Below are 17,745 nucleotides of genomic sequence, written 5' to 3' on the forward strand. Positions count from 1 at the left end.
CCGCCTGTGCGCTTTCGGGTACGGGTGCTGTGGAAGGCACGCGACTCGCCCTAAGCTCTCTCACGTGCGCGTGCATGTGGTGAGCGACGTTCACGGACGGTCGGACGCGCTCCCGGGCGCCGCCGCCGGTGCCGACGCCTTCGTCTGCCTCGGTGACCTGATTCTCTTCATCGACTACTTCGATCACGGCCGCGGGATCATGGGTGAGCTGTTCGGCGCCGAGGCGGTGGGCCGCATGATCGAACTGCGTACCGAGCAGCGGTTCGACGAGGCGCGGGAGTGGTCCAGGAAGCTCTGGGCGGGGGTCGACGGCGACCGGGCCGACGTCGTCGAGGCGGCCATCCGGCGGCAGTACGCGGCCATGTTCTCCGCGTTCCCGACGCCGACCTACCTCACCTACGGCAACGTGGACCTCCCACATCTCTACCCCGACTTCCTGCGCGACGGGATCACCCTCCTCGACGGCCAGACCACCGAGATCGGCGGGCTGACGTTCGGGTTCGTCGGCGGTGGGCTGCGCACGCCGATGAACACCCCGTACGAGATCGACGACGAGATCTACGCGGCGAAGGTGGCCGCGGTCGGCACGGTCGACGTCCTGTGCTGCCACATCCCGCCGCACGTCCCGGAGCTGGTCTACGACACGGAGGCCCGCCGGTTCGAGCGCGGCAGTGTCGCGGTGCTGGAGGCCATCCACGCGACACAGCCGCGGTACGTGCTGTTCGGCCATGTGCACCAGCCCCTGGTCGCCGAGCTCGAGATCGGCGCGACCCGATGTGTCAACGTCGGTCACTTCAACGCGCGGGGCGCGCCGTACGTCCTCGAGTGGTAGGACACCCGGCCCCGCGCCCGGGTTCCGGTAGCCTCAACGATCGATCGGGCAATCGTCCGGCGGCCCGTGACACGGGTCGCCGAACGGGTGCCGAACGGCCCGCGGAGACGGGCCGGCGGCACGGCCCGGACAGGACCGGCGGGTCCGACCAGGCCCCGCCGGGGCGATGAGATGTGGAGGTGCTGGCGGCTATGGCGGACCACGCGCAGTCGTCGATCGTCATCGATGCCAGGCCGGCCGTCATCATGGGGGCCATCGCGGACATCGCCGCCTACCCGACCTGGGTCGGCCAGATCGAACAGGCCGAGATCCTCGAGGTCGGCCCGGACGGCCGCCCGCGGCAGGCCCGGTTCCGGATCAACGCCGTCGTCGTGAAGGACGAGTTCGTCAACGAGTACACCTGGAAGGGCGACGAGCACGTCAGCTGGAGCCTCGTCTCCGGCGAGGCGATGTCGACCCAGGACGGTTCGTACACGCTGCGTGATCTCGGCGACGGCAGCACCGAGGTGACCTACGACCTCACCGTCGAGCTCAAGATCAAGATTCCCGGCCTGCTCCGTCGGAAGGTGCAGGGCGGCATCGTCGACGCGGCGCTCAAGGACCTCAAGAAGCACGTCGAGAAGCTCACCGAGAGCTGACCATCCGGTGCGGTGTGTGCTCCTGACGGGCAAGGGTGGTGGTGGGACCACGACGGTGGCGGCGGCGACGGCCACGCTCGCGGCCCAGCGCGGCCACCGGACGCTCCTGGTCTGCGCCGACCCGGCCGCCGGCCTGGCCGGCATCCTCGACCACCCGCTCGGCCCCGGTGAGGTCGAGCTCGAACCCGGGCTGTTCGGCCTCCAACTGGACCTGCGCCACGCGTTCGCCGAGCGCTGGCCGCAACTACGCGCGCTGATCTCGGCCGCGGCCCCCGCCGCCGGTGTCGACCTCCTGGAGGTCGAGGAGCTCGCCGGCCTGCCCGGCGCCCTCGAGGCGCTCACCCTGCTGGAGCTGCGCGACCGGCTCGAGTCGGACCGCTACGACGTCGTGGTCGTCGACGCAGGGCCGGCCAGCGCCGCGCTGCGGCTGCTGGCGAGCCCGGAGACGCTCGCGTGGGGCTGCCGCCGGCTCGGCTCCCCGGACGGCGTGCTCGCCCGCTGGATGCGCCCGTCGCTGGCGCTGCCGGGCCGTCTCACCGGGCGGGTGGCCGCGATCGCCGGGCCCGCCTACGAGGCGGTGTCGTGGCTGGCACGCCTGGCGCGTGACATGCGCGCCCTGCTCGCCGATCCCGTCGTGACCAGCGTGCGCCTGGTGCTGACCCCGGAGACGGCCGCGCTCGCCCAGGCCCGGCGGACCCTGAGCGCCCTGGCGCTGCACGGCATCGGCGTGGACGCGGTGGTCGCGAACCGGGTGATCGCTTCGGCCGGGGGCGACGCCTGGCGGGCCGGCTGGGCGGCGGCGCACCGTCAGCAGCTCATCGAGATCGGCGCGTTCGTCGCGCCGCTGCCCGTCCTCACCGCCGCCTACCGGGCCGGTGAGCCGCTCGGGCTGGAGGAGCTCGCCGCCTTCGGCGCCGCGGCCTACGGAGACCTCGACCCGGCCGCGGTTCTCAGCGTTCACCGGTCCGGCGAGGGGGCGGGCCCGCGGGTCGAGCGCACCGAGGGCGGCTACGCCATGTCGTTCGGCCTGCCCTTCGTCGACCGGTCGGAGGTCGACCTCGCCCGGGTCGGTGACGACCTCATCGTCAGCGTCGGCCCGCACCGGCGGCTCGTCCCGCTGCCCGCCGCGCTACGCCGGTGTGATGTGTCAGGCGCCCGGCTGGCCGAGGAGCGCCTCGTCGTGTCGTTCGTGCCGGACCCGGCCCAGTGGGTGCGCGCGTGAGCACGTCGGACGGGGTGCCCCGGGAGGTCGTCGGCTCGCTCGCCCAGGAGGCGGCGCTGCTGGCGGCGGCCGTCCGGGACTGGGCGGCGGCCAACGGCGGCCCGGACGCCGCGGACGGTCATTTCGACACCGCTGACGGGCAACCCGCCGCCACGGCACCCACCGGCACGGCACCCACCGGCGCAGCCGCCAACGCCACAGCACCCGGTGCCGCGGGACCGGACGCGCACGGCGGCCAGGACGGCTCCTGGCCATGCTGCGTCTGCCCGGTCTGCCGGGTTCTCGCCAGTGTCCGGGAGGAGCACGCGGAGGTCGCGGGCCACCTGGTCGACGCGGCAGTGTCACTGGGCGCGGCGGCGCGTGCCGCCTGGACGGTCTGGGTCGCCAGCGGGCACCGCGGCCAGGCCGCGGGTGAACCTGCCGACCCGGCCGGACCGCGACACGGTGCAACCGGCTGGGAGCGTAGCGAAGCGGCCGCCGGGGATCGGGTTCGTCCGGCCGAGGCGGGGCACGGTGGCGGCGCCGACCGCCTTCCCGGGCAGGCGGCGGCGCCGCACGACAGCGGCGGCCCGGCCGCCCGGGAACGGGGAGCCGGGACCGACCGCGATCCGTTCCCCGCGCCGGGCTTCCCACCGCCGGGCTTCCCACCACCAGGCCGGGGCCGCGAGACGGGCGCCGGCCTTACAACGTCCGAGGGGTCGCCCCGACCCCGCGTCCAGAAGATCGATGTGAGGTGAGCGCACAGTGACCACCGGGTCAGCGGCCGCCCCCGAGGGGGACGGCGACCTGGCGATCGGAGTCGACGTCGGCGGGACGAAAGTCGCCGCCGGTGTCGTCGACGCCCAGGGCAGGATGCTGGCCTCCGCCCGACGGCCCACCCCGAGCCATGCCCCGGCCGAGGTCGCCGACGCCATCGCCGAGCTCGTCGCCGGGCTCCGCCAGGAGTACGACGTCCGCGCCGTGGGCATCGGCGCGGCGGGATGGATCGACCGCGACCGGTCGACCGTCCTCTTCGCCCCGAACCTGGCCTGGCGCGACGAGCCGCTGCGCGACGTCGTGGCGGAGCGGGTCGGCCTGCCCGTGGTCGTCGAGAACGACGCCAACGCGATGGCCTGGGCCGAGTACCGCTTCGGCGCCGGGCGCGGCCAGGCCGACCTCGTCTGCGTCACCGTCGGCACCGGTATCGGCGGCGGCATCGTCCTGGACGGCCGGCTGCACCGCGGCGCGTTCGGCATCGGCGCCGAGATGGGCCACATGCAGGTGGTCCCGGGCGGCCATCTGTGCGGGTGTGGGAACCATGGCTGCTGGGAGCAGTACGCCAGCGGACGGGCCCTCGTCCGGGTGGCCCAGGAGATGGCCACAGCGTCCCCGGAGGCTGCCCGCCGGATGCTGGCCGGGCGCGCCGTCGAGGAGCTGAGCGGGCCGGACGTCACCGCCGCCGCCCAGGACGGCGACCCGGCCGCGGTGAAGTGCTTCGAGGAGATCGGCCACTGGCTCGGCCAGGGCCTGGCGAGCCTGACGGCGATCCTCGACCCCGGCCGGTTCGTCATCGGTGGCGGAGTGTCGGACGCGGGGGACCTGCTGGTCGGCCCCGCCCGTGCCCAGTACCGGGCGGGGCTGTCGGGCCGCGGGCACCGGCCGGAAGCCGACGTGGTGGTGGCCACCCTCGGCTCCTCCGCCGGCATCGTCGGCGCCGCCGACCTCGCCCGCCGGTAGCCGCCGGCCGGCCGGGCACCGCGGGGGCATCGGGGCTCGGTTGGGCCCCGGTCCGGGCTGAAAGCGATAAACATTCGTACCGCCCCGGCCGCTATGCACGGCAGCCGAGGAACCGTGGCCGTTGAGTGACAGCCACGACTCACTCAACGGCCACACTTCGCCCGGCGGCGGAGCCGGCCGTGCATAACAGCTGGTGGTGCGGTTCGGGGGGAGGGAGGGGGAGAGGGAGGGAGGGGGGATCCGGGTATTTCGGGGCGCTGTGAGGGCGGTGCTGAGTGGGGACGGGGGCGCAGGAGCGGGTAGGTAGGGGTGCTTCGTGGTATATGTCGCCGAGCAGCGGCCGTTTCATGTTCGCTTTGGCTGGGGTGGTGCGGATCTGGCCGTTCTGGCGCCGGCGAGCGACACCGTCGTGATCGTTGATGTCCTGCGGTTCACGACGGCGGTGAGCGTCGCCGTGACCCGGGGCGCGCAGGTGCTGCCCTTCCGCTGGCGCGACGCCACCGCCAGGCGGTTCGCCGCGGAGCGCGGGGCGGTGCTCGCCGGCCTGCGTGAGGATCCGGCAACGCCGTGGTCCCTGTCGCCCACCGACCTCGCCCACATTCCAGCCGGCACCCGTCTGGTCCTGCCCTCGCCGAACGGCGCCGCTCTGTCAGCCGCAGCAGCCGACATCGGGGCGACCCTGATCGCTGGATGCCTGCGCAACGCGGCGGCGGTGGGCAACCTGCTCGCGGACGAAGTCGCCGCAGGCCGGTACATCGCGGTGATCGCCGCGGGCGAACGGTGGCCCGACCCGTCAGGGCGCGAGCATGCCGGTCCGCTGCGTCCCGCTGTCGACGACCTGCTCGGCGCCGGCGCGGTCATCGCCAGTGCCGTCGACGCGGGTGCGCTGCCCCGATCACGGGTCTCCCCGGAGGCCCGAGCTGCCATGGCCGCCTTCCGTTCGGCCGAGCCCGACCTTCACGACGAGCTACGTGGGTCCGTCTCCGGGCGGGAGCTGTTGAATCTGGGCTGGGACGACGACGTCGCATCCGCCGCGCAGCTCAACGCCGACCCGATCGTGCCCGTTCTGCACAGCGGCGCGTTCTCGTCCTCCGCGGATCAGGTCTGGTAGTCGGGGACGAGCTCGGTCGCGAGCTGCTCCAGGAAGAGGCCGGCGTCGGCGACCACTCCGAGGGCCTGGGCCGAGGTGCGGTCGGTGAGGCCGGAGACGATCGACGGGTTCGTGTCGACGCAGGCCACCGGGACCGACGCCGGCAGGATGTTCCCGGTGGCGACCGAGTGCAGGGTGGTCGCGACCATCACCGTGAAGCCGACGCCGCGCAGCGCGGCCCGCATCGCGCGCTGCCCGGCGACGACGTCGGTGTACACGTCGGGCAGCGGGCCGTCGTCGCGGACCGAGCCGACGAGGACGAACGACTTGCCGGCCTTCACCATCGCGTGCATGACACCCTTGGTGACCAGGCCGGACTCGACCGCGGCCCGGATCGACCCGGCCCGGCGGATCGTGTTGACGGTGCGGATGTGCTGCTCGTTGCCGCGCTGCACCCGCCGGCTGTGCGGCGAGCCCAGACCCAGCGCGCTGCCGAACAGGGCGCGCTCGAGGTCGAGGGTGGCCAGCGCGTTCCCGCCGAACAGCACGTCGACGTAACCCGCCTCGACCAGGGCGGTCAGCGCGCGGGAGGCGCCGGTGCTGACCACCGCGCGCCCGGCCACCCACAGCACCTGGTAGCCCTCGGCCTTGACCTCGCGGATCTGGCGGGCGATCGCCTTGACCAGGACGGCCTGCGGCTGGGCCGCGGTGGAGCTGAATGTCGACATCGACGCGAACTCGCCGTGCAGCCGGGTCGAGTGGTCCGAGACGGGCAGGACGACCTTGACCCCGTCGATGCCACAGACGATCACGTCGCCGGCGCGGACGTCGGCCACCGGGACGGTGCGCACCCGGCCGCCGGAGACGATCAGCCCACAGTCCATCTCCGGGTGCTCGACAGGCACCCACTGCCCGTCGAGGTGCACGACGGTCTCCAGGTTCGTCGTCGAGTAGAAGTCCTCCGGGAAGACGCCGTCCGCGTCGGCCACGCACATCCGCGCCTCGCCGGGGACGAGCTTGTTCACCCCGTGCACCTGCACCCGCATCAGGATCCGGGCCAGCCTGGACGCCGACTCCGCCCCGACCGTGACCACGGCGTGCGACTCGTCGTCGTGGGTCCGGCCGAGGTCGATCTTGTCGACCCGGTAGTCACCGCCGTAGGCCAGGACGTCGTCCAGCACCCGCGCCAGCACACCGGTGTCCATCAGGTGCCCGTGCACCTCGACCTGCTCGTGGAAACGCACGCCGCCGTCCTTCCGCCGTCATCTGTCGGTCGCCGTACCCGACACCGCGCCGGCAGGTCGGGCTGGTTGGAGCAACGCCGACCGCCCCGGCCCGCCCCCCGCGCGGCCGGTGCCGGGGCGGGGGCCGGCCCCCCCGCCCCCCGCCCCGCCCCCCCGGGGCCCGCGCCCGGGCGGCCGCGATCAGACGACCGCGCCGTCGTCCGGTCCGTCGAAGTCCGTCGGCGGCCGGTCGCCCATGCGGGCCACGAGCGTCCCGACGCCTCCGAGAATGAGCAGGACGCCCGCGACGTCCTGGGAACGTGACTGGTTGAGCCCGATCAGGGTCGGGACCACCAGGATCGCGACGCCGAGCGCGATGGAGCCCAGCGCCCAGCGGGTGACCGGCCGCAGCTTCGGGACCGGCGGTGGCGGTGGCGGCACGTAGTGATCGCCGTCGTCCGCGCCCGGATACTCGGGAGCGTCGCGACCCGCGGTGCCGAAGGCGGCCCGCACGGCGGCGTCGAGCCCCGCGATGCCGTCGAGCGGGGAGCGGTTGTCCCGCCCGCGGCTGTTTCCCGCGCGGTCCGCTTCGTCGTCGGCCCCGGCCTCGCCCTGGCGGCCCGTGCCTGCGTTGGGGCGGTCCTCGCTCGATCCGTCGAGATCCACCGGGGCGGCACCGTCCGTGCCGCGGCCGAGCGGGGACGCCGGCTCGGTGCGCTCGGTGCCCGGGTCGGTGTCGTCGCCAGCGAGGTGGCGCCCGTCCGGCGGCATGCCGTCGGGCTGCCGACCCGCGGGCCTGATGATGATGACGGACGGCCGTCGGGGCTCGTCGATGTCCTCGGCGGCCGGCCACAGCCGCTCGCCTGGCGGCGGCTCCTGGTCGAACCGGGCGATCAGCTCGAGGAAGGCCGCCTCGTCGGCGGCCGGTGAGCGGCGCTCCCGGGGGGTCCGCCGGCCCGCCGCGTCCGCCCCGCTGTCGGTCAGGCTCGGTGAGGCGGTGTCGGCGCGCGTGGCCCCCCGGTCCGGGGAACCAGCTGCGTCCGGACCAGTCGCCTCCGGGGAACCAGCCGTATCGGGGGAACCAGCCGCCTGCGGCGAACCGGCATCCGGTGCCGTGCCGTCCTCTCGTCCCTCGCCAGAGCCGGCAGCTCCCGCTTCCGCGTTCGGCGACTCCACCGGACGGCCTGAGCCGGGGGCTCCCGCGGAGCCTGAACCACCGGCAGCCGCCTGATCCGCCGCCGCTGCCGCGCCCGTCGCGGGGGGTGACGTCGGCTCGGTGGGGATCTCGTCGGGGTCAGCGTCCGGCTGCCCGAAACCCGCCGGGTTCTCAGGCATGACGGCCCGGCCTCGGCTCGGGCTGGCCGGAGCCGGCCGGCCCCGGCGTCGCGGCGACGAAGTCGATGCTCCCCTTGAAGATCGTTTCCTTGTCGTGGTCGAGGGTGGCCACGTGGTAGCTGTAGTGCAGCAGCCGTTCCTCGGCGGGCGCGGACGTGAGACCCGCGAGCAGCAGGCGCCCGGACGTCGGCTCGACCACATGATCGGTCACGCTCCGGTAGGCCAGCACCGGGCACACCACCCGGCCGAGGTCCGCCAGGGTCACCGCCCACAGCTCGCGCAGCGAGGCGAACGCCCTGGTCGGAACACGCGAGTAGCCGACCTCCGTCGCGGCGGGATCACGGATGTCGTTCGCGACCCCGGGCACCGTCGGCAGGATCCGCCACAGCAGCGGCGCCAGCGCGGCCGTCCGCCGGTCCGTGCCGAGGCTGGCGTTGACGGTGACCGCTCCCGCGACCTTGTCGCCGTGCTCCTCGGCGAGGCGCAGCGTGAGCGTCGCGCCCATCGACAGGCCCATGACGAAGACCCGGTCGCAGGAGGCGCTCAGCCGGCCGAAGGCCGCGTCCGCGGCGCCGTACCAGTCCTGCCAGGTCGTGGTGGTCATGTCCTGCCACCGGGTGCCGTGGCCGGGTAGCCGCGGGCAGCTCACGCGCAGGCCGGCCGCGGCGAGATGATCACCCCACGGTCGCATGCTCTGCGGCGAGCCGGTGAAGCCGTGCACGAGCAGCACACCCGCGCCGTCGCCACCACCGCCGTCGAGATCGAAGGGCTCGGCGCCGGGCAGGATCGCCGGCTCCGGGACTCCCGCCATGGTGATCCGCTCCCTCCGCGTCGAGCGCCCGCGACGCGCCCGCCGCGGTTCATGACGTGGGCGCCTCCGTGACCGTGCGTGCGCCGGCTGGCGTCGACCGCCGGCCCGCATCGCCTGTCGGCCGGCAGCGACCGCCAGTCACCCGACTGTCACCTGCCGTCCGTCGCCGTGCTGGGAAACGACGCCGACCTTCGCATGCTCGCACGCCCCGGGCCGACTGGCCATGGCCGTGCGCCTTTCCATCATCCCGGACGAACCGGTCGTCGCCGGAGTGTGTTCCCTCCGGTGCGCTCCGCGTGCTCCCGGCGCGTTCCCACCGGCACCGGCCGGCAGGATGTCGGCGGGACGTCTCCGTGACGTCTCCGTGATGTCTCCGTGATGTCGGCGGGACGTCGGGGTACGGGATGTCGGGTGAGGTCGGTGGGATCGATGGAGATCCGCCCGCCCGGCGTGGGCCGGGCCGGCTCTCGCCGTGGCCCGCGGCGGGCCCGCTCCCGGCTCGCCGGGCCCGCGCCGGACAATGACACACCGACGTCTGTGCCGCGTGGGTGGACGACGTCGTGAGGGGTCCATATGGTCACCCCGGGCAACCCGTTCATGTCCGATCCTCGTCCCGAGGTCGTGGCGCTCGCCCTGACTCACCGTGTCGGGCACGCGTCCGGCCGTCGGGTGGGTTCGGGCGCGGACGTCCGGGAATGCCGCCAGAGGGCGGTGGTGCGACGAAGCGGGGAGCTTGCGTGTTGTACTGGGTCGTCAAGGCCATCCTGACGCCGATCCTGCGGGTGTTCTGGCGTCCGTGGGTCGAGGGTCTCGAACACGTGCCCGCGCGTGGGCCGGTGATCCTGGCGAGCAACCACCTGAGCTTCCTCGACTCCTTCTTCCTGCCGCTGGTCGTGCCGCGGCGGATCACCTTCCTCGCGAAGAGTGACTACTTCACCGGTGTCGGGCTGAAGGGCTGGAGCAAGCGGAAGTTCTTCTCCGGCGTCGGCCAGGTCCCGATCGACCGCAGCGGCGGGAAGGCGAGCGAGGGCGCGCTGCGCACGGGCGTGCGGGTACTCGGCAACGGCGAGCTGCTCGGCATCTACCCGGAGGGGACCCGCTCGCCCGACGGCCGGCTCTACCGCGGCAAGATCGGCGTGGCCCGGATGGCGCTGGAGGCCGGGGTGCCCGTGATCCCGGTCGCGATGATCGGCACGTTCGAGGTCCAGCCGCTGGGCCGGCTCGTCCCGCGGATCCGCCGGGTCGGCATCCGGATCGGCCGTCCGCTCGACTTCAGCCGGTACGCCGGGATGGCCGACGACCGTTTCGTGCTGCGCTCCATGACCGACGAGATCATGTACGAGCTGATGTCGCTGTCGGGCCAGGAGTACGTCGACATGTACGCGCAGCGGCGGAAGGAGGAGCTCGCCGCGGCCCGCGAGGCGCAGGCAGCCTCCGCCGCGCCGGCCGACCCGCGCCCCGAGGCCGGCACCCGATCCGAGCCGGACCCGCGGCCCGACACCGGCTCGCGCTCCGAGACCACCGCACGCTCCGAGGCCGGCTCGCGGTCCGAGACCGGCCCGCGGTCCGAGAACGGTCCGCGTCCGCTGCAGGACCGGCGCGCAGGGGACTCTTCTCCCGGCGCCTCTCCCGGCGCCGTACCCCCTGCCGGTGAGCCGCCGGTTCGTAGGGCGGTCTGAGCGGTTCCGCGCCGGCACGGCAAGATTGCACGGTGCGCGGCTTTGCGGGTGGTTCGCGAAAGGGAGACGGCCGCCGGGGCGGCCGCCCGGCCAGGTGGGCGACGGTGGTGCTCGCGGCCGCCCTCGTCGCCGCCCCCCTCCCGTCCTACGTCGGGATAGGCCTGTCCGGCCGGGCCGCCGCCACGACCGCGCGGGTCTCGACGTCCACCCCGGCCCAGCCGCCGGCGTCCGTGCCCGGCGGTGCCGGTGCCGGCACGCCGACCGCCGTGGCCACCCAGGTCCCGCCGGGCACCGTGACGCGCACCGGCACCCACCTCACCGACAGCGCCGGACGGGTCGTCCTGCCCCGCGGTGTCACCGTCCCGGCCGGGCGGGTCCCCACCGCCGGCGAGATCGCGCAGTGGCTCGACTTCGGCTTCACCGGCCTGCGCCTGGAGATCCCGATGACCCGTGGCGGACTGTTCCCGCCGTCGGGCGAGGCCCCGCCACCGGGCGACCGGGAGCTGGGCGGCCTCGACCAGGCGGGCGCGGTCGTCCGGGAGCTGGCCGGCCGCGGGTTCACCGTGGTGCTGCGGATCGTCCCGGGCGCCGCCGGCTACACCCCCTCGGCCGCGGATCTGACGTCCGGTCTGACCCGCCTGGCCGGCCGTTTCGGCGGGGTGGCCGGGTTGATCGGCTACGAGGTGCCGGCCGGGGTCGGCTCGGCCGATCTCGCCGGCGCCGTGCGGGCCGTCGACACGAACCACACGCTCTGGGTCGAGCAGCCGGCGCCGTTCGACCCCGCGGCGCGGGTCGCGGCCGCCGAGGGGGCCGGGTACGTCACCGGCTGGGTGGACGGCTCCGCGCGCCGGGCCGCCGCGCTGGCCGATGCCGGGGACGCGTTCGGGCTTGGCTGGTTCTTCGACGGCCCGGCCGCCGAGTCCTCCGCGACCGGCATCGGACCAGGTGAGGTGCGGGCGCTCACCGCGCCCCCGGCGGAGATCGTGCGGCCCTACCCGGCCGCTGTGGCGGGCACGCCGGAGTCGTTCAAGCGCGACGGCGCGGGCGTCTTCCGTCTCGTCTACCAGCCGTCCCGGGCCGGCGGCGGGACGTTCGCCCCGGGCACGGCGACGGCGGTCGTCCTGCCCGCGTGGGCCTATCCGTCGGGCTACCAGGCGCGGGTCACCGGTGGCCAGGTCACCTCCTCGCCCGGAGCCGGGGTGCTGTGCGTGGTCGCGGGGGCGGGCGCGACCCGGGTCAGCGTGGAGGTGACGCCTGCCGCCGGCGCGCCGGCGCCGGTCGCGCCCACCCGTGCGGGTGGCGCCACCTGCGCCGCCGCCCCGGGAGCGGGGCCGGGGAGCGCCGGCGCGGCGGCGGGGCAGCCGCCGTCCGGGGCACCCGCGGCGACCTCCGCGGCCGACGACTCCGACCCCGTCCTGCTCCTGCTGGTCCTTCCGCTGCTGGGCGCCGCCATGGCGGCCGCCGTGCTCGGCCCCGTCTTCCTCCGGCTACGCCGCCGCTGACCAGCGCCGCCCCGGCCCCTGGCCGGCACCCCGGCTGGGGGCGGGCGGTCTCCGGCGGGTCGGCGGGGCGGAGCACACTGGGGGTGTGGGCGGCCGTTTCTTCTACGACACCGAGTTCATCGAGCGCGACGACGGCGGCCATCACTGGCTCGACCTGGTCAGCATCGGGATCGTCAGCGAGGACGGGACGAGGGAGCTCTACGCCGTCTCGACGGAGTTCGACCCCTCGCACGCCGTCCCCTGGGTGCGCCGCAACGTCCTGGACCGCCTGCCATCGCCGTCCAGCCCGGCCTGGATGTCGCGGGAGCGGATCCGGGACGAGGTGGCGCAGTTCCTCACGGCGAACGGCTCGCCGGAGCTGTGGGCCTGGTACGCCGCCTACGACCATGTCGTGCTCTGCCAGCTCTTCGGGAAGATGCCCGCGCTGCCGCGCCGGTTGCCGCGGTTCACCCGGGACCTGCGCCAGCTCTGGGAGGACGTCGGCAGCCCCAGCCTGCCGCCGCCGCCGCCCGACGCGCACGACGCGCTGGCCGACGCGCGGCACAACCTGGCCCGCTGGGCCGTCCTCGCGCCGCTGCGCGCCGAGCTCGCCCCGAGGGCGCCCGGGCACTCCGCCAACTGACGGAACGATCAGCCGGCGGAACGTGGTTGAGTGGCCACGCCGTGTTTACGGTGAGGGGCTGGTCGGGGTCTCCGGGGAGCTAGGCTGCCGCCGGCAGATGTGCCGCAGATCGGGGGCGACTCGAACAGAGAGGGCCCTGGGGCGTGAAGATCGGTGTGCTGACCGGCGGTGGCGACTGTCCTGGTCTGAACGCGGTGATCCGTGCCGTCGTACGCAAGGGCGTCGGCGTCTACGGGCACAGCTTCGTCGGGTTCCGGGACGGCTGGCGCGGACCACTGGAGAACGACACCGTCCCGTTGGACGTGACGGCCGTGCGCGGCATCCTGCCCCGCGGCGGGACCATCCTCGGTTCCAGCCGGACGAATCCGTTCGCCTCGGCGGACGGTCCGTCCCGCATCCGGGAGACCCTTGACCGCACGGGCGTGGACGCCATCGTCGCCGTCGGCGGCGAGGACACCCTCGGCGCCGCCGCGCGCCTGCACGCCGAGGGCATCCCGGTCGTCGGGGTGCCGAAGACGATCGACAACGATCTCTCCGCGACCGACTACACGTTCGGCTTCGACACCGCGGTGAACATCGCGATGGAGGCCATCGACCGCCTGCACACGACGGCGGAGAGCCACCACCGCGTCCTCGTCGTCGAGGTGATGGGCCGCCACGCCGGGTGGATCGCCCTGCACAGCGGGATGGCGGCCGGCGCGAACGTCATCCTCATCCCCGAGCGGCCCTTCGACATCGACAAGGTCTGCGCCTTCGTCGAGCAGCGCTTCGCCACCCGCTACGCGCCGATCATCGTGGTGGCCGAGGGCGCCCGGCCGATCGCCGGCACCGCCATGGCCAGAGAGGGCGAGCTGGACGCCTTCGGTCACGTGCGCCTGCAGGGCATCTCCGGCCTGCTCGAGACCGAGATCCGCGGCCGGACGGGCCGGGAGACCCGGGCGACGGTGCTCGGCCACGTCCAGCGCGGCGGGACGCCGACCGCCTTCGACCGCTGGCTGGCCACCCGGTTCGGGCTGCACGCCGTCGACGCCGTGCACGAGGGCGACTTCGGGACGATGGTCGCCCTGCACGGCACGCGGATCGACCGGGTTCCGCTCAGCGAGGCGACCGGCGAGCTCAAGACCGTCCCCGAGCACCTCTACGGCGAGGCGGAGGTCTTCTTCGGCTGACGTGCCGGTGGATGAGGGGAGCTCGACCGGCCGGCACAAACCGCGGGAGATGTCGGCGCCGTAGCCGTACCCTGGTGACTCGTGAGCAACGACCTGGACATCTGGCGGAGCCTCCCAGCCAGGCAGCAGCCCTCCTGGCCCGACCAGGAGGAGCTGGCGGCAGCGTTCGCCGAGCTCTCGGCCCTGCCGCCGCTGGTGACCGCGCCGGAGGTGCGCTCGCTGACCGACCGTCTCGCGATGGTGGCCCGCGGCGAGGCGTTTCTGCTCCAGGGCGGTGACTGCGCGGAGACCTTCGCGGCCAACACCGCGGACAAGATCCGCGACAAGGTCAAGACCCTGCTGCAGATGGCGGTCGCCCTGACCTACGGCGCCAGCACGCCGGTGGTCAAGGTGGCCCGCATCGCCGGCCAGTACGCCAAGCCGCGCTCGGCCGACATCGAGGCCTCGACCGGGCTGCCCTCCTACCGGGGCGACGCGGTGAACGACATCACGCCGAACGCGCAGGCCCGCCGTCCGAACCCGAAGCGGATGGTCGACGCCTACCACCAGAGCGCCGTCGCGCTGAACCTGGTGCGGGCGTTCGCGACCGGCGGCTTCGCGGACCTGCACAAGGTTCACGAGTGGAACAAGGCGTTCGTGCGCGACTCGGCCGCCGGCCGCCGCTATGAGCTGATGGCCGTCGACATCGAGCGGGCGCTGGCGTTCATGGCCGCCTGCGGCATCGACCCGGACCGCACGGCGGCCCTGACCGGTGTCGAGATGTTCACCAGCCACGAGGGCCTGCTGATGGAGTACGAGCGGGCGCTCACCCGCACCGAGGAGTCGACCGGCGAGGTCTACGACCTGTCGGCGCACATGATCTGGATCGGTGAGCGCACCCGTGACCTCGACGGCGCCCACGTCGACTTCCTCTCCCGGGTCGGCAACCCGATCGGCTGCAAGATCGGCCCGAAGGCGACGCCGGACGAGGTCGTGGCGCTCACCGAGCGACTCAACCCCGACCACGTCCCCGGCCGGCTGACGCTGATCGCGCGGATGGGCGCCAAGCGGGTGCGCGACGCCCTCCCGCCGATCATCGACAAGGTGAACTCGGCCGGGCACCCCGTGGTGTGGTCGTGCGACCCGATGCACGGCAACACCCGCGACGTCGGCGGCGTGAAGACCCGGCACTTCGACGACGTCCTCGACGAGGTCTTCGGGTTCTTCGAGGTGCACAAGGGGCTCGGGACGCACCCCGGTGGCCTGCACATCGAGCTGACCGGCGAGAACGTCACCGAGTGCCTCGGCGGCGCGGAGATGATCGGCGAGGCCGACCTCGGTGGCCGCTACGAGACGGCCTGCGATCCGCGGCTGAACACCGGCCAGGCGCTCGAGCTGGCCTTCCTGGTGGCCGAGTCGCTGCAGCAGGCCCGCGCGGAGCGCGACACACACACCCGCTGACCGGTGTCCCGCCCGCCCCTGGCACAGGCCCGGGGCGGGCGGTCACGGCTGCCCGGCCGGCGCGTTCCCTCCGGTGACGTCCTCGGTGGCCTCGGTCGTCGGGGTGGCTGCCGCGCTCGCTGTGGTCTTCGAAGTGACCGTGCTTTTCGGGGTGACCGTGGTCTTCGGGGTGACCGCGGTTCCGCCGGTCGGCTCCGCCTCGCCGGTCGGTGTCGTCGAGCTGGTCGGCGTCGTCCCGGCGGTCGGGGCTGTCTCGGGGCTGGGCGGTTCCGTGCTGTCCGGGGCGGCCTCGGCCGCCCACTCCCCGAAGACGGCCTTCTCCGCCAGCGGGTCGTCCGACGCCGCCGGTGACGGCTGAGCGACGGGGGACACCTCGGGCCGCGGACCGTCCGACCACGAACCGTCCGCCGGAGTCTGCTCGGCCCCGCCACCGGCGTGATCGTCGACCGCGGGATCACCGGCGGGATCACCGGCGGGGTCGTCGCCGGGGCCGACCGCCTTCGCGGGCGCGTCGAACGTCTCGAGGACGTCCGGCGGCGTCGTGGGGGAGGGCTGTGTCGACGTGCCGCCGCCGGGATGCCCGCCCGTCGGCGGCGGTGCCGACGGCTCTGGTTCCAGAACAAGCGGGAGGTCGGATGCCGACCGGTCCGCCGGCGGGGCGCCCGGATCTCCGGGAACCGTGCCGGGTGGCGGCGATGCGGGCGTGGGCGTCGACGCCTGCCCGGATGCCGCTGGCTGGTCGGGCGCTGACGGCTTGTCGGACGCCGATGGCTGGTCAGGTGTCAGTGACTGTGCCGGTGTGAGGAAGGGCAGGCCGGGGAGGAACCCGCCGGCCATGCCGCCGATCGCCGCGGGGACGGTCGGCACGGGCGCCGTAGCCCGCGGCCCGGTGGACTGTCGCTGGAAGTCGCCGCGCTCAGTGACCGTCGGGCTGGTCATCCCGTCGGCCGAACGTGCCCGGCCGGTCGGGTCAGGTGAGGTGCCGCCGCTCGCCGTCCCGGCCGTCATGCCGCCGTGCCTCGCCGCGGTGCCGGCCCCGGACGGCCCGTCGGCCTCCGGGGCGGTGACGGCCAGCGCCGAGTCGACGTCGTGGATGATCTGCCGAGCCTTGTCCGCGCCGGGTACCGAGCCGGTCGGCAGCGCGTCGAACAGCGCCTCGAGGCGCGTCGACTGGTCCGCGGCGAACTCGTTCAGGGTCGCCCGGGCGTCGCGGCTGCCCGCGAGCGCCTCCTCGATCAGGACCGTGCTCCCCGCCCCGGCCTCGTCGCACCAGTCGCGCAGCAGCCTGGTCACCGTGCCGATGTCCCCGTCCGTGGCCGGACGTCCCTCGGGCGCCGCGTGGCTCGGGGAGGAAGCGGCCGGATCGGGGGTCGCGGCGCCCGCCGGCACCGATTCGCCCGTTCGCACCAGGCCGCCCGCGACCGGCTCGCCTGTCTGCTCTGGCGCCGCCTCTGTCGGCGGCACCCCGGCAGATCCGGGGCCCGGGGTCGTTGCTGAAAGTGGCTGGCCCGAGGGCGATCCGGCGGCACCGCCGCCGGCCAGGTCGCCGCCAGCTGGGTCGCCGTCAGCTGGGGCGCCGTCAGTTGGGCCGAGGCCAGCCGTGGTTCCGCCGGTGGCGGGGGAGCCGGTGCGCGTGCCGGCGGGTGGCCGGGCTGCCGGATGGACGACCGCGGCGAGCTCGTCCATCCGGTTCCGGGCGACGGAGAGATGGATCTTGGCGCGATCGACGCGGTTGCCGGCCAGGCTGACCTGAATCTGCTCGACCTGCCGCTTCACTCCGTAGAGCAGCTCACCGGGCAGGGCCTGCTCGGCGCTCACGGCGACGCCCACCGTCGCGACCGAGGCGGCCAGTGCCCCGATCAGGGCCGGCCGGGCGGCGCGCAACGCCTGCCGGACGCCCATCCCGCCTGGCCGGGTGACGAGCGCGGCGGGCCGGGCCGGACGAGCCGGTCTAGCCGGCCGGGCCGGTCGGGTCGGCCGGGCCGGTCGGGTCGGCTGTGCCCGCCGGGTGCTCTCAGTCGCGCCGACGGTTTCCCTGCCGTTGCCCGCACCAACCTCGTGGGTGCCGCGGGCGCCGATCGGCTCGGCGAGGAGCATCGCCCGGATCTCGGCGCGGACCCGGGGGGACATCGCCGGCGCGGGCAGCGCACCGGGCAGCGCCCGCAGGGTCGCGACCGCGCGCGCCAGCTGCAGCTCGGTCTCGTCGAGGGGCTCACGCCGGCCGTCGAGCACCTCGGCGGCGCGGCCGGCCCGCCCGCCGCGCCAGCGCGGTCCGCGCCCTGCCGCCACGTCGCCCCCCGCGCTCCTCGTTCCCCTGCCCCGGCCCGCGGTCCCGGTGAAGATCGACCGTACCCGATCGGGGGTGCCGGTAACCGCGATCCCGGGCGTGTCTCGTCACGGGGACGAGTGGCCTCCTCGCAGCGTGCCGCAATCGGTGTCAGGTGGAACTCACGCTCCGGCCCGCAC

15 protein-coding genes are annotated in these 17,745 nt (G+C 74.6%); 11 read left to right on the forward strand and 4 right to left on the reverse strand.

Annotated features, from left to right (window positions below):
• Positions 1 to 64 precede the first annotated feature (64 nt).
• The 6 genes from MXD62_RS16275 to MXD62_RS16300 all read left to right on the forward strand — a co-directional run bounded on the left by MXD62_RS16275 (position 65) and on the right by MXD62_RS16300 (position 5,519).
• Entirely contained in the window at positions 65 to 832 is a 768-nt protein-coding gene (locus tag MXD62_RS16275; protein ID WP_248830100.1) for a metallophosphoesterase, read from the forward strand.
• A 191-nt stretch (positions 833 to 1,023) separates the two neighbouring features.
• On the forward strand, positions 1,024 to 1,470 hold the full coding sequence (locus MXD62_RS16280; RefSeq protein ID WP_020459429.1) for an SRPBCC family protein: 447 nt from the start codon (positions 1,024 to 1,026) through the stop codon (positions 1,468 to 1,470).
• Between the two features lie 7 nt (positions 1,471 to 1,477).
• Positions 1,478 to 2,692, forward strand: coding sequence for an ArsA family ATPase (locus MXD62_RS16285; protein WP_308301267.1), 1,215 nt, complete (start codon positions 1,478 to 1,480; stop codon positions 2,690 to 2,692).
• Complete coding sequence (locus MXD62_RS16290) at positions 2,689 to 3,429, forward strand: hypothetical protein (protein ID WP_248830101.1); 741 nt, start codon at positions 2,689 to 2,691, stop codon at positions 3,427 to 3,429. Before MXD62_RS16285 ends, MXD62_RS16290 begins: the two co-directional genes overlap by 4 nt.
• Before the next feature lie 7 nt (positions 3,430 to 3,436).
• Positions 3,437 to 4,408: an ROK family glucokinase gene (locus MXD62_RS16295; protein ID WP_248830102.1), complete on the forward strand. Its 972-nt coding sequence runs from the start codon at positions 3,437 to 3,439 to the stop codon at positions 4,406 to 4,408.
• A 316-nt stretch (positions 4,409 to 4,724) separates the two neighbouring features.
• Positions 4,725 to 5,519 carry a 2-phosphosulfolactate phosphatase gene (locus MXD62_RS16300; protein ID WP_248830103.1) on the forward strand — a complete coding sequence of 265 codons (795 nt, stop codon included), beginning with the start codon at positions 4,725 to 4,727 and terminating at the stop codon, positions 5,517 to 5,519.
• Here MXD62_RS16300 and MXD62_RS16305 read toward each other — a convergent pair.
• The 3 genes from MXD62_RS16305 to MXD62_RS16315 all read right to left on the reverse strand — a co-directional run bounded on the left by MXD62_RS16305 (position 5,507) and on the right by MXD62_RS16315 (position 8,867).
• Entirely contained in the window at positions 5,507 to 6,742 is a 1,236-nt protein-coding gene (locus MXD62_RS16305) for a TIGR00300 family protein (protein WP_248830104.1), read from the reverse strand. The genes MXD62_RS16300 and MXD62_RS16305 overlap by 13 nt on opposite strands.
• A 180-nt stretch (positions 6,743 to 6,922) precedes the next feature.
• Complete coding sequence (locus MXD62_RS16310; RefSeq protein ID WP_248830105.1) at positions 6,923 to 8,056, reverse strand: hypothetical protein; 1,134 nt, start codon at positions 8,054 to 8,056, stop codon at positions 6,923 to 6,925.
• Positions 8,049 to 8,867 carry an alpha/beta fold hydrolase gene (locus tag MXD62_RS16315; protein ID WP_248830106.1) on the reverse strand — a complete coding sequence of 273 codons (819 nt, stop codon included), beginning with the start codon at positions 8,865 to 8,867 and terminating at the stop codon, positions 8,049 to 8,051. Before MXD62_RS16315 ends, MXD62_RS16310 begins: the two co-directional genes overlap by 8 nt.
• 737 nt (positions 8,868 to 9,604) lie before the next feature.
• On the opposite strand from MXD62_RS16315, the gene MXD62_RS16320 reads away from it, so the two are divergent.
• The 5 genes from MXD62_RS16320 to MXD62_RS16340 all read left to right on the forward strand — a co-directional run bounded on the left by MXD62_RS16320 (position 9,605) and on the right by MXD62_RS16340 (position 15,279).
• Positions 9,605 to 10,546, forward strand: a complete 942-nt coding sequence (locus tag MXD62_RS16320) for a 1-acyl-sn-glycerol-3-phosphate acyltransferase (protein ID WP_248830107.1) — start codon at positions 9,605 to 9,607, stop codon at positions 10,544 to 10,546.
• Positions 10,547 to 10,650: 104 nt separating this feature from the next.
• Positions 10,651 to 12,048 (forward strand): hypothetical protein, encoded by a 1,398-nt coding sequence (locus MXD62_RS16325; RefSeq protein WP_248830108.1) that lies wholly within the window; start codon positions 10,651 to 10,653, stop codon positions 12,046 to 12,048.
• 85 nt (positions 12,049 to 12,133) lie between these two features.
• Positions 12,134 to 12,670 carry a polyadenylate-specific 3'-exoribonuclease AS gene (locus MXD62_RS16330; protein WP_248830109.1) on the forward strand — a complete coding sequence of 179 codons (537 nt, stop codon included), beginning with the start codon at positions 12,134 to 12,136 and terminating at the stop codon, positions 12,668 to 12,670.
• Positions 12,671 to 12,813: 143 nt separating this feature from the next.
• Positions 12,814 to 13,839 (forward strand): 6-phosphofructokinase, encoded by a 1,026-nt coding sequence (locus MXD62_RS16335; protein WP_020459439.1) that lies wholly within the window; start codon positions 12,814 to 12,816, stop codon positions 13,837 to 13,839.
• Positions 13,840 to 13,920: 81 nt separating this feature from the next.
• The gene (locus tag MXD62_RS16340) at positions 13,921 to 15,279 is read left to right on the forward strand and encodes a class II 3-deoxy-7-phosphoheptulonate synthase (RefSeq protein WP_248830110.1); all 1,359 of its coding nucleotides are present in this window, start codon (positions 13,921 to 13,923) and stop codon (positions 15,277 to 15,279) included.
• Between the two features lie 42 nt (positions 15,280 to 15,321).
• Here the strand turns inward: MXD62_RS16340 and MXD62_RS16345 are convergent, their stop codons facing one another.
• Entirely contained in the window at positions 15,322 to 17,568 is a 2,247-nt protein-coding gene (locus tag MXD62_RS16345) for a DUF5667 domain-containing protein (RefSeq protein ID WP_248830111.1), read from the reverse strand.
• Positions 17,569 to 17,745: the final 177 nt, after the last annotated feature.

Origin of the sequence: Frankia sp. Mgl5 (assembly GCF_023242985.1) — a bacterium.
GTDB lineage: Bacteria > Actinomycetota > Actinomycetes > Frankiales > Frankiaceae > Parafrankia > Parafrankia soli.

Excerpts from the sequence above, each read along its gene's own strand:
- MXD62_RS16280 (WP_020459429.1), top strand. The coding sequence starts at position 1,024 with ATGGCGGACCACGCGCAGTCGTCGATCGTCATCGATGCCAGGCCGGCC.
- MXD62_RS16310 (WP_248830105.1), bottom strand. The coding sequence starts at position 8,056 with ATGCCTGAGAACCCGGCGGGTTTCGGGCAGCCGGACGCTGACCCCGAC.
- MXD62_RS16315 (WP_248830106.1), bottom strand. The coding sequence starts at position 8,867 with ATGGCGGGAGTCCCGGAGCCGGCGATCCTGCCCGGCGCCGAGCCCTTC.